The following is a 12095-nucleotide window of genomic DNA, read 5'->3' on the forward strand; positions in this document are numbered from 1 at the left end:
TTCGTTACGCTGCGCCGGATTGATCGTTGATTTTCAATCGGATAAAAAACATGTCACAGGATAAAAGACAGGCAGCACTGGATTATCACGCCGACCCCATTCCGGGAAAGCTGAGCATCGAAGTCACCAAACCCACCAGCTCCTCAAAACATCTCGCCATGGCCTACAGCCCGGGCGTGGCCGAGCCGGTACGTGAAATCGCCCGCGACCCCGAAAACGCCTATCGCTATACCGGCAAGGGCAACCTGGTCGCCGTGATCTCCAATGGTAGCGCTATCCTCGGGCTGGGTAATCTGGGGGCGCTGGCCAGCAAGCCGGTCATGGAGGGCAAGGGCGTCTTGTTCAAGCGCTTTGCCGGCATTAATGCCATCGACATCGAAGTCGATACGGCAGATCCCGCCGTCTTTATCGAGACCGTGGCCCACATTGCCCTGACCTGGGGCGGCATCAATCTGGAAGACATCAAGGCGCCCGAGTGTTTCCGGATCGAGCGCGAGCTCAAGGCGCGCTGCGATATTCCGGTCTTTCATGATGACCAGCATGGCACGGCGATCGTGACCGCTGCGGGGCTGCTCAACGCCCTGGATATTGCCGGCAAGACGCTGAAAGATGCCCGCATCGTCTGTCTGGGCGCCGGCTCTGCCGCCATTGCCTGCATGGATCTGCTGATCGCCTGCGGCGCGGCGCGTGACAACATCCGCATGCTCGACAGCAAGGGCGTCATCCACGACGGTCGTAATGATCTCAACGAGTTCAAGGCGCGCTACGCGGCCACTACCTCCGAGCGCAGTCTGGATGATGCCATTGACGGTGCCGATGTCTTTATCGGCCTGTCCGGCCCCGATCTGTTTGCGCCCGAGCAGCTTGAGAAAATGGCGGCCAATCCCGTGGTGTTTGCCTGCTCCAATCCCGATCCTGAAATTCACCCTGATACGGCGCACGCCACTCGGGATGATGTGATCATGGCCACCGGGCGTTCGGACTACCCCAACCAGGTCAACAACGTGTTGGGCTTTCCCTTCATCTTCCGCGGGGCGCTGGATGTGCGCGCACGCGAAATCAATGAAGAGATGAAGGTCGCGGCCGTGCACGCCCTCAAGGACCTTGCCCGCGAGCCGGTCACGCCGGAAGTGCTGACGGCCTACGAGCTTGAGTCGCTCGAGTTCGGTCGCGGCTACATCATTCCCACGCCGATGGACTCGCGCCTGCTGGACCGGGTCTCCTCGGCCGTGGCCCGCGCTGCGGTGGATTCAGGCGTGGCGACGAAGGCGTATCCGTCCCACTATCCGCTGACCAGCGTCGAGGATGTCTACGGCGGCTGATGGATTGCCCCGGGCAACACCAGAAACCCCGCACCACTGGTGCGGGGTTTTTTCATGTCGGACAGAAAACGCTAGAAGTTGTAGACCACCGAGGCCGCCGTGGTGCGATCGGTATGGGCATCCGCCTCGCGCGGCGGACTGGAGTTGCTTTTGATGTCGTGGGACACCCGCAGCGACAGGCTTGAATTGATGGCTACCGAAATGGCCGAGTAGGAGCGAATCGTCACGTTGTCCTCGGCGCCTTCGACCGAAAACTGCTGAATGAAACTGGCCGTATCCGATAGCGTCAGCGCATAGTCCGCGGCCAGATAGCCCAGCATCATGTGGCGGCTGCCGCCGTTTTCGTAGTCATCAAAGCGATAGCCGGGGCCTGCCTCCAGCGACAGGGCCTGAAGATCGGTATCAAAGAGCTGGCGGCCGTAGCCGACAATGGTCGTGAACTGATTGTCATAACCCGAGAAGCGCTCCTTTTCATAGCGTGCCAGACCGAAGAGATAGTTGAGCGAATCCTCCAGCGAGTAGCGTTCGCGCTGGCTGAACAGGTACTGCTCGGCGGTGGTGTTTTCGCTGTCGCTGACGCTTTTGACCTCGGCCCGGGTGGTGTGTGTCCAGGCCTGGTCGTACCAGGTAATACGGCCCTTGCCCAGCAGCGTCTCGGTATTGGTATTGCCGGACAGCGCCGTATAGCCAAGCTCGATGGCGCCCGAAAAGGGCACGGCGTCATCGCTGGGTGGTGGCGGGGCATAAAACAGCGAATCGGCTGCCTGGGCACTGTTTTGCCAGCAGGCCAGTACGGTCAGCACGAAAAGCCCGAGACACCGGCGCAGGGCCGGGGGCGGGCAGGACAGGGCAACCGGCGCAGCCGGCGTCGTGACACTGTTGTTGGCGTGAACGGGTGAACGCATGGTCATGAAGTTTCACTGCGGTGTGGATACCTGTCCGGGCGGGGCGCCCGGACAGGCAGGTAGGCGCGATCAGAAAATGGCGTCGTAGCTGCCGGTGCCCTGAGAGCCGCTTTCCGATTCAAGTTCAGGACGAATCGAGCGCTGCTGATAGGGCGGCAGGTTGTCCTTTCTGAAGATTTCGGTAATGCCGCCACCGTCTTCATCGTGCAGCCGCTTGCCGGTGTCGGGGTCGATACGCACCGTCACGATATCATCGGGCGGGGTCGGCGCCGCTTCCGGCGTCCCCTGAAGTACCGTCCCCATGTAGTCCTTCCAGATGGGCAGCGCCGCCTGCGCGCCGTATTCGGCAATGGTCTCGTTGGTATCCTTGCCGACCCAGACGCTGGTGGCCACGTTGCTGTTGAAGCCGGAGAACCAGGCATCACGCTGATCGTTGGTGGTACCGGTCTTGCCGGCGATATCACCGCGGTTGAGCGACAGTGCACCGCGACCGGTGCCGCGCTCAATCACGTCACGCATCATGGTGCGCAGCATATAGACCGACTCGGGCGAGGCCACGCGCTCGGCGATCGGATAGGTGCGATCACCGATGGTGACGGTGGCATCCATCGGGTCGCACTCGCGACACGCTGCCGGCGGATTGGTCTCTTCCAGCAGGTTGGGACCATCCTCGCCTTTGGTGACACTCTCGATGAACCACGGCTTGATGCGGAAACCGCCGTTGGCGATTTCGGCGTAGCCACGGGCAATCTCCAGCGGCGTCAGCTCGGCCGTGCCCAGCGCCAGCGACAGGCCATGCGGCAGACGGTTGCGCTCAAAGCCCATGTTGACCAGAAAGTCGATGGTGTTGTCCAGGCCTACCGACTGCAGGGTACGGATGGTCACCAGGTTGAGCGAGCGATACAGACCCACTCGCAGGCGGGTCGGACCGCCAAAGCTGCGCTCGGAGTTCTCCGGGCGCCAGGTGTCCTGATTACCGATGCCGGCCTGCACGATCGGCGCATCGTTGACGATGGTGGCCGGCGTCATGCCGTTTTCAAGCGCTGCCAGATAGATAAAAGGCTTGAAGTTGGAGCCGGGCTGGCGGCGCGCCTGGGTAACGCGATTGAACTTGCTGTTGGCAAAGCTGAAGCCGCCCTGCAGTGCCCTCAGGGCACCGGTCTGCGGGTCCAGAGAAACCAGCGCACCTTCGGCCTGCGGCATCTGTGCCAGACGCCAGCCCTCCCCGCGGGTGCGCTCCATGATGCGCACCAGATCGCCGCGACCGGCGATCTGACCGGCACTGCCTGGTGCCGCTGCCCGGCCGCGCGGGCTCAGATAGCGTGCCGCCCATTCAAGGCCCGGCCACTCGATGGTGATGACCTCATCGTTGTCATCAAGCACACGCATGGTACGGCCATCGGTGTCGATCACGATGGCCGGCTGCAGCGGCCCCAGACGCGGCGTGGCGTCCAGCACGCGCTGCCAGTTGCTGACATCGCCGTCGATGCCGGCCACGGTGGTCTTGCTGCGTGCCGCGGCCTCGCGGGCGGTACTTTCGACTTCCGGCGACTCGGAGAGCTCCTCTTCAAGCCCTGCGCGGTCGGTACGGTCCTGGGCCTCCGACAGACTGGCCGGGATATCGCTCTCTTCGGCACCGCGCCAGCCGTGGCGGGTGTCGTAGTCCACCAGACCATTGATCAGGGCGTTGCGGGCCGCCTCCTGCATCTCGCTGTCCAGCGTCGTGACGATGCGGTAGTTGCCGGTATAGGCCTCTTCGCCAAAGCGCTCCAGCGCGTACTGGCGGGCCATCTCGGCCACCCAGGGCGCCTGGACATCGGGCTGGGTGTGATGACGTCGGGTTTCGATCGGCGCCTGAACGGCGTCCTGATAGGCGCTCTGGTCGATCAGGCCCAGCTGCTGCATGCGCAGCAGTACCCAGTTGCGGCGAATCAGCGAGCGCTGGGGGCTGCTGATCGGGTTCAGGCTGGAGGGCGCCTTGGGCAGGCCGGCGATGGTCGCCAGTTCCGGCAGGCTCAGTTCATCGAGCGGCTTGTCGAAATAGGCCTCGGCTGCCGCGCCCACGCCGTAGGCGCCCTGGCCCAGGTAGATCTTGTTGACGTAGAGCTCGAGGATCTGCTGCTTGGACAAAATCTGTTCCATCTGCAGCGACAGCAGGATTTCACGGATCTTGCGGGTAAAGGTCTGATCCAGGGTGAGCAGATAGTTACGGGCCACCTGCATGGTGATGGTGCTGCCGCCGGAGCGGATACGCCCGCTGGTACCCAGCTCGAGGGCGGCGCGCACCAGACCGCGCGGGTCAACGCCCGGGTGCTGATAGAAACCGGCATCTTCTGCCGCCAGCAGGGCATTGATGAAGTCCTGCGGGATCTCGTCACCCTTGACCATCTGGCGACGCTGGGCACCGAACTCGCCGATGAGCTTGTCATCGGTGGTATAGACCCGCAGCGGCATCTCGAGCTGATAGTCCTGCAGCTGGTGAACGTCAGGCAGGCTGGGAGCAAAGTAGAGCGCAGCGCCAGCTACAGAAAGCGCAATGCCTGCCGTTATGGCAAGCAGCAGGAAGAAGAGGTGGAAAACCAGGCGCTTGATGAACGTCATGTAACACGTGTTCCGTCAATGAGGCGGGCTTGGGTCCGCAGGACATCGGTGACCGTCTGGCGTCGTCGTCGAAGACCGCGCGGGAATATGGAACCAGCAAGCCGGGCATTATAAGTAGCCGGTGCCAGGGCGACCAGCGTTAATGGGTAGTCGAGCACAGAGTGATCGCTTTTAAAACCGTTTAAAGCGTGCGTAAACCCCGTTATTTGCGACTTCATGGTGGTCTTCAAAACGTTATAAACAACGTCCGCATGAAGCGGGTCATTGGCCGGAGAACTTGAGTGCTGGGTTTCGGACGTGCGACACAGGGTTTGATCGGCGTGGATATTACCTCTGCCACCGTCAAGCTGCTTGAGCTTGAGCGCTCGGGTGATCATTGGCGGGTGGCCTCCTGGGCCGTGCGCCCGCTGGTGGATCGCGCCGTGGTGGAGCGGCGCATTCGTGACATGGATCAGGTGGTCATGGCGCTGTCGCGTGCCATTGATCACGCCGGCCCACGGGCGCGTCGTGCCGTGGTAGCCGTGCCCACCGGCGCCGTGATCACCAAGGTGCTGAGCATGCCGGTGTCGTTTAACGACAACGATATTGCCCAGCGCATTGCCATGGAATCGGACAAGCATATCCCTTTTCCGTTCAATGAAGTGACGCTCGACTTTCAGCGTCTGGGCGTCAACGCCCGCTATGACGATCAGCAGGATATCCTGCTGGTGGCCTGCCGCCGTCAGGACATGCAGCTGCTCACCGATGTACTGGAGCAGGTGGGGCTCGAGCCCGCGGTGGTGGATGTCGAGATGTTCGCCATGGAGCGCGCGACCCGCTACCTGCTCTCCCGAATCACCCATCACCCCGACCGGGGCAGTGCCCTGATCGACATCGGTGCCAGCATGACGGCCTTTCACATCTTTCATCGCGGCCGCATCGTCCATACCCGCGACAACGTCATGGGCGGGCGCCAGCTGACCGATCAGATTCGCCAGCACTATCGCCTGACCTTTGACGAGGCCGGGCGTGCCAAGAAAACCAACGATCTGCCGGACTATCGCCAGCGCATTCTGAACCCCTTCCGGGAGTCGCTGGTGCAGCAGATCATGCGCTCGCTGAAGCTTTACTACACCACGGCCGGGGCCTGTGAGATCGAGCGGCTGATTCTGGCCGGGGGTTCCAGCGTCATCGAGGGGCTGGCCGAACGCCTGGCCGAGGAGAGCCGGCTTGAAGTGGTGCCGGCCAACCCATTTGCCTCCATGCGCATCGGCAGCGGGATCGACAATACCAGCCTTGCCCTGGACGCGCCCGCCATGATGACCGCCTGCGGGCTGGCCATGAGATCGTTGTCATGAGCACGGTGATTGAAACCCCGGGCGACGTTCAGATTGATATCAACCTGCTGCCCTGGCGCGAGCAGGCGCGCGAGCGCCGGACCCGCCGGTTCCATCTCTGGCTGTTGCTGAGCGCACTTCTCGGACTGGGCATCGGATTTTTGTGTCAGCAGTATCATCAGTACCAGCTGAGTCGTATCGATGCCGATATTGCCCATATTCAGCAGCGTACGGACGCGCTGGAGCACGATATTACCCAGGGGCAAGCGCTGGAGGAGAAGCGCCATCAGATGCAGGACCGCATCGAGCTGATTCGCCAGCTGCAGTTTTCCCGCTCTCAAACGGTGGCGCTCTTTCAGGCGCTGACCGATACCCTGGGCGACGGGGTGGTCTACGACCGGGTCGAGCGTCATGACGGTCAGCTCGATATCAGTGGGCTGGCCACCACCAACCGTCAGGTGTCCGATCAGATGCGTGCGCTGTCGACTGCGGCGGTGTTGGGCGAGCCGCTGCTGCTGGACGTGCGTGCCGAAAGCGAACGCTCCAACCAGCGGCGTTTCAACCTGCAGGTGCCCGAGCATCCCCTGCATGATGGGCAGACGCCTGTGCCGGAGGCATCATCATGAAGCCCATCGACTGGCGTCTTGAATGGCAGCGCCTGCGCCAGATTCGCCTTTCCGAGCTGAGCTTCGAAGAGGGCGGCAGCTGGCCGTGGCTTTTGCGCGTGCTTGTCTGTGGGGTGGTGGTGCTGATCGTGGCCTTCGGGGCGCAGTGGTTTCTGGCCGCCCCCGTGGCGCGTGAGGTGGAAGAGGCCCATGCGCAGGTAGAAACGCTGAAATCGCAGTACGCCACGCGGGCTTTCCAGGCGGCCAATCTGCCGCTGCTGGAACGACGCATGCAGGAGCTGGACGTACGCATGGGCACGCTGTTGAGCATGCTGCCCACCGACAGTGAGGTGCCGGCGCTGCTGGACGACATCAGCGACGCCGCGCGTGGGCAGCAGCTCGAGATCGACTTCATCCGGCTGGCATCGCCCGAGGCACATCCTTTCTATATCACTCAGCCACTGGATATTCAGGTGCGCGGGGATTACCACCGCCTGGCCGCCTTTATTTCGCAGGTGGCGGAGCTGCCGCGCATTGTGACCCTGCACGATTTCACCCTGGCACCGGCCAACGGCGAGGCGGGCGAGGCACTGGTGCTGTCGCTGCAGGCCGAAACCTATCGCTATGAGCCCGAACAGAACAAGGTCGCGTCGGCCGGGGCGGTGACGCCATGAACAGGGCATCTCCCCTGATCGTGCTGGCGCTGTGTCTGGGGCTGTGGGGCTGCGAGCAGGACAGGACAGAGCAGCTGGATGCGGCGCTTGAGACACTGCGTCAGCGCCCGGTCGGACATCTGGACGCGCTGCCCGAGCAGCCGGTCTATCAGCCGCTGCGCTACGACGCGCACGAGCGTCGCAGCCCCTTTGCCGCCGCCCCGGGCATGGTCGCCGCCGCGCCTGTTGAGGCGACGCCGTCGGGCAGCGTCAGACCGGACCCCGGTCGCGTGCGCGAACCGCTGGAAGGCTATGCGCTCAGCGCCCTGCGACTGGTGGGCACCCTGAGCGTGGACGGTCGCACGATCGCGCTGATCCGCACGCCGGAAGGCCGGGTCGTGCGCCTGCAGCACCGGCAGCATATCGGTGAGAACAGTGGACGGGTCACGCGCATCGGCAGTGACCATATCGAGATTACGGAGCTGGCGCCGGATGGCAGCGGCGGTTTCAGCGAAGTCAGCCGCACGCTGACGCTGGGAGCAACCTCATGACACCCAAGGGTCACCACCTTTACCGCAGGCAGCTGTCGAGCGGCCTGCGCCTTGTCACCGGTCTGATGTGCCGCCGATCCCGGCGTCATGTTACAGCGCTGGTATCGGGCCTTTTGCTGTTTCTGACCGCCTCGCTGGCCAGTGCGGCATCATTAACCGATATCTCGCGGCAGCCGGCCGGTCAGGGTCAGGAGGTCGTTCGACTGACCTTTGACGGCGCCATCAACGTACCGCAGTCCACCATGCTGAGTGCGCCGCAGCGGCTGGTGCTGGATTTCGACGGCGTCGGCAGTCGCCTGTCAGCACCGCGAGTGCCGCTGGCCGGTACGAGCGTTGATGAGGCCGAGGCACGTGTATCGGGGAATCAATTGCGCGTCATTTTTGCCATGGCCCGCCCGGTGGGCTGGCAGCTCTCTGCGCGGGGCAACGTGCTGGAGGTCAGACTCGGCGAAGGCGGGCAGGGCGGCAGCGCAGGCCAGGGCGGTGATCTTTTGCAGCGCATTGCCGCCGTGCAGGCAGGGGGTGCGGTCAGTCGTAGCTACGATAACAGCGGCACCGCCGCGGTGAGCGACGCGCGCGCCCGGATCGAGGATATTGATTATCGCGCTGCCGGGCAGGGCGCCGGGGAGCTGATCGTGACCCTGGACCGTCAGGGCATCTCGCCGCAGCTGGATGTGCAGGGCAGCCAGGCACGCGTGCGCTTGAGCGGCGTGCGTCTGACCCCGCAGTGGCAGCGCATCGTGGATGTCAGCGACTTTGCCACGCCCGTGTCGCGCATTACGCCCTCACAGTCCGGCGAGGATGTGGTGCTGACGCTGGCCCTGCAACCGGGTGCGGTGGCGATGGCCACCCAGCGCGGGAGCGAGGCGGTCATTCGGGTCTCGCCGGCGGATTCCGCGGCCGCTGATCGTCAGCAGTTGCAGTTTCCCTTTGACGGCAAGCGCATCTCGCTGAATTTCGAGGATATTGATGTGCGCACGGTGCTGTCGATTCTGGCCGATGAGGTCGGGCTCAACCTGGTGGTCAGCGACAGCGTCAGCGGTAACGTGACGATCAACCTGCGCCAGGTGCCGTGGGACCAGGCGCTCGATCTGATCTTGCAGACCCGTGGCCTTGCCAGTCGGCGCAGCGGTGATGTGCTGCTGGTGGCACCCGGTGAGGAGCTGGCCGGCATGGCGCAGCGCGTCGCCCAGGCCGATCAGAGCCTTTCCGCCAATGAGGCGCTGACCACCGACTATCTGCAGATGCGCTATGCCAAGGCGATCAACATGGCAGCGCTTCTGCGCGGTGATCAGGGGCTGGGGCTTTTGTCCGAGCGCGGCCATGTGTCGGTGGATGAGCGCACCAACACGCTGCTGGTGCAGGATACCCGCGAGCGTATCGAGCAGATCCGGCGCACCATCGACCACCTGGATGTGCCGGTGCGGCAGGTGCAGATCGAGGCACGCATCGTGATCGCCCGTGACCGGGTGGTCAATCAGCTGGGCGTGCGCTGGGGGCTGTCGCGTCCGGGCACGCCGTCGAGCGGCATCAATCTGTCCGGGGCGTCCAGCGGTATTGCGGCCAACGGCGGGCTGAGCGTGGATCTGGGCAACGCGGTGGCGCCGACCACCGGGTTCAGCTTTGGCTATCTCTCCGGCGATGTGCTGCTGGATCTGGAGCTCAATGCGCTGGAGTCCGAAGGCAAGAGCCAAACGATATCCCAGCCCAAGGTGATCACGGCCAACCAGCATCCGGCCCTGATCAAGCAGGGTCAGGAAATTCCCTATCAACAGGGCGGGGACAACACCCTGACCGGTACCACCGTCCAGTTCAAGGAGGCCGTGCTGTCACTGGAGGTCACGCCCCAGATCACGCCGGACAATCGCATCATCATGGATCTGATCGTCAATAACGACGACGTCTCCAGCAGTCAGTACAACGGTGTACCGGCCATTGATACCAATCAAATTCAGACCCAGGTGCTGGTCAACGATGGTGAAACGGTCGTACTTGGCGGTATCCTCTCTACCGAGCAGGTCAATAATCTGTACAAGACCCCGTTTCTGGGGGACCTGCCGGGCCTTGGTCGACTGTTTCGCTATACCGAACAGTCCAATGAAAAGGTAGAATTGCTGGTGTTCATTACGCCAAGGATCCTTGAGGACACCCTGACGGTGCGCTAATGCAGGCTTTACCCAATCTGTTTCTGGTCGGTCCGATGGGGACCGGCAAAAGTACCATCGGCCGCACGCTGGCGGCCGAGCTGCATCGTGACTTTTTCGATAGCGATCACGTTATCGAGAAGCGCTGTGGCTGCAATATTCCCTGGATATTTGATGTCGAGGGCGAGGCCGGGTTTCGCATTCGCGAAGCCCAGGTCATTGATGAAATTACCCGCTATCAGGGGATCGTGATGGCCACCGGCGGTGGCGCAGTCATGCATCCTACCAACCGGCGCCTGTTGCGTGAGCGGGGCGTGGTCATCTATCTCTCCACTACCGTTGAGCAGCAGCTCCGGCGCACGGCGCGCGATCGCAATCGCCCGCTTTTACAGTGCGCCGACCCGGAGCAGCGCCTGCGCGAGCTTCTGGAGCTGCGTGACCCGCTTTATCGCGATACCGCGACGTTGATTGTCAGCACCGACCGGCGCAGCCCGCGCTCGGTGGTCGCCGAGATCCGACGGCGTACCCGGCGCTATGCGACCAGCACCTCGCGTGGCTGTCACTCCGACCTGCCGGGCTATTCGCTTTAGCCGATGACTGTTGGCGCCGGCATGAGGCGCCGCCATCTATTCCTTACTGATCAACGGATGTCGCAGATGCAGACCCTCACGGTGGAATTGCCGGATCGTCACTATCCCATTCATGTCGGTCCCGGCCTTCTGGATGACGCCTCGCTTCTGACCCCGCATTTTACCGGGCGTCAGGTCATGATCGTGACCAACGAGACGGTGGCGCCGCTCTATCTCGAGCGACTGAAGACGACGCTGGCCGATTACGATGTCCATGAGGTGATCCTGCCCGACGGTGAGGCGACCAAGAATCTCGAGCACGTCGAGCGCATCTGGGACGCCCTGCTGGCGGCCGGCTTCAACCGGCGTGCCACCCTGATCGCGCTGGGTGGCGGCGTGACCGGCGACATGACCGGTTTCGCGGCGGCCAGCTATCAGCGCGGCATCGCCTTTATCCAGGTGCCGACCACGCTGCTGGCGCAGGTGGACTCCTCGGTAGGTGGCAAGACCGGGGTCAATCATCCCCGCGGCAAGAACATGATCGGTGCCTTTCATCAGCCGCGTGCGGTGATCGTGGATACCGATACGCTTAACACGCTGCCGGCGCGTGAGCTGACCGCCGGGCTTGCCGAGGTCATCAAATACGGTCTGATCCGCGATGTGGACTTCATGACCTGGCTTGAAGACAACATGGCCGGCCTGCGCTCGCTGGAGGCGCCGCTTCTGACCGAGGCGATCCTCAAAAGCTGTGCCATCAAGGCCGAGATTGTGGTGGAAGACGAGACCGAGCAGGGCGTACGGGCCCATCTCAACCTGGGCCACACCTTTGGTCACGCCATCGAGACCGCCATGGGCTATGGGAACTGGTTGCACGGTGAGGCGGTCGGTGCCGGCATGATGATGGCCACGGGCCTGTCACAGCGTCTCGGCTGGCTGGACGAGGCGACCCTCGAGCGCGTGGCGTCCCTGCTCAACGCCGCCGGGCTGCCGCGTCATGCGCCGACCGAGGTCAGCGCCGAGCGTTTTCTGGAGCTGATGCATCTGGACAAGAAGGTCACCGATGCGCGCCTGCGACTGGTGCTTTTGAAGGCGCTGGGTAAGGCCTGTATTACCGATGAGGTCAACGAGACGACAGTCCGAGAGCTTCTGGAGAACTGGGAAAGGCAGTAGTTTGATGCGCCTTTTCTGATCCAGGGCGTTGCCCTGTCACAGTGGCCGATGCGACAGCGCATCGGCCATTTTTTTATTTCGACTTTAGTAGTGTTGCTACATCGATCGAGGCTTTCATTTCTGACAGGTTTGAGGCTTGAAAGCCGCCGTGAATAACAATGGTTATCATCGGGCCGGCAACCCCTGAGACCAAGGTCTTATTGTGTCGTCGCGACCGCTCCCAAAAACCCTTTTCTTTCAATTGTGTAAGCTTTGCCTT

The 12095-nt window shown here is 62.8% G+C and carries 10 protein-coding genes; 8 read left to right on the forward strand and 2 right to left on the reverse strand.

The window, feature by feature from the left end; all coding sequences use genetic code 11:
• The first annotated feature begins 50 nt into the window (after nt 1–50).
• The gene (locus C8D72_RS12285) at nt 51–1322 is read left to right on the forward strand and encodes a malic enzyme-like NAD(P)-binding protein (RefSeq protein ID WP_115855113.1); all 1272 of its coding nucleotides are present in this window, start codon (nt 51–53) and stop codon (nt 1320–1322) included.
• Nucleotides 1323–1393: 71 nt separating this feature from the next.
• Here the strand turns inward: C8D72_RS12285 and C8D72_RS12290 are convergent, their stop codons facing one another.
• Both C8D72_RS12290 and C8D72_RS12295 read right to left on the reverse strand, forming a co-directional pair.
• A complete protein-coding gene (locus C8D72_RS12290) occupies nt 1394–2233 on the reverse strand; it encodes a DUF481 domain-containing protein (protein WP_245955243.1) in 840 nt (279 codons plus the stop codon).
• A gap of 63 nt (nt 2234–2296) precedes the next feature.
• Nucleotides 2297–4828 (reverse strand): penicillin-binding protein 1A, encoded by a 2532-nt coding sequence (locus tag C8D72_RS12295; RefSeq protein ID WP_115854725.1) that lies wholly within the window; start codon nt 4826–4828, stop codon nt 2297–2299.
• Nucleotides 4829–5109: 281 nt separating this feature from the next.
• Between C8D72_RS12295 and pilM the strand changes: the two genes are divergently transcribed.
• The 7 genes from pilM to aroB all read left to right on the forward strand — a co-directional run bounded on the left by pilM (nt 5110) and on the right by aroB (nt 11836).
• Nucleotides 5110–6165: a type IV pilus assembly protein PilM gene (pilM, locus tag C8D72_RS12300; RefSeq protein WP_115854726.1), complete on the forward strand. Its 1056-nt coding sequence runs from the start codon at nt 5110–5112 to the stop codon at nt 6163–6165.
• Nucleotides 6162–6770 (forward strand): PilN domain-containing protein, encoded by a 609-nt coding sequence (locus tag C8D72_RS12305; protein WP_115854727.1) that lies wholly within the window; start codon nt 6162–6164, stop codon nt 6768–6770. Before pilM ends, C8D72_RS12305 begins: the two co-directional genes overlap by 4 nt.
• Complete coding sequence (locus C8D72_RS12310; RefSeq protein WP_245955244.1) at nt 6767–7423, forward strand: type IV pilus inner membrane component PilO; 657 nt, start codon at nt 6767–6769, stop codon at nt 7421–7423. The genes C8D72_RS12305 and C8D72_RS12310 overlap by 4 nt, the downstream gene beginning before the upstream one ends.
• Nucleotides 7420–7953 (forward strand): pilus assembly protein PilP, encoded by a 534-nt coding sequence (locus C8D72_RS12315; RefSeq protein WP_115854728.1) that lies wholly within the window; start codon nt 7420–7422, stop codon nt 7951–7953. The genes C8D72_RS12310 and C8D72_RS12315 overlap by 4 nt, the downstream gene beginning before the upstream one ends.
• A complete protein-coding gene (locus tag C8D72_RS12320) occupies nt 7950–10118 on the forward strand; it encodes a type IV pilus secretin PilQ (protein ID WP_245955245.1) in 2169 nt (722 codons plus the stop codon). The genes C8D72_RS12315 and C8D72_RS12320 overlap by 4 nt, the downstream gene beginning before the upstream one ends.
• Nucleotides 10118–10687, forward strand: a complete 570-nt coding sequence (gene aroK / locus C8D72_RS12325) for a shikimate kinase AroK (RefSeq protein WP_115854729.1) — start codon at nt 10118–10120, stop codon at nt 10685–10687. The genes C8D72_RS12320 and aroK overlap by 1 nt, the downstream gene beginning before the upstream one ends.
• Before the next feature lie 66 nt (nt 10688–10753).
• On the forward strand, nt 10754–11836 hold the full coding sequence (gene aroB, locus C8D72_RS12330) for a 3-dehydroquinate synthase (RefSeq protein ID WP_115855117.1): 1083 nt from the start codon (nt 10754–10756) through the stop codon (nt 11834–11836).
• Nucleotides 11837–12095: the final 259 nt, after the last annotated feature.

This window comes from Kushneria indalinina DSM 14324 (assembly GCF_003385845.1).
GTDB classification, from domain to species: Bacteria; Pseudomonadota; Gammaproteobacteria; order Pseudomonadales; family Halomonadaceae; genus Kushneria; species Kushneria indalinina.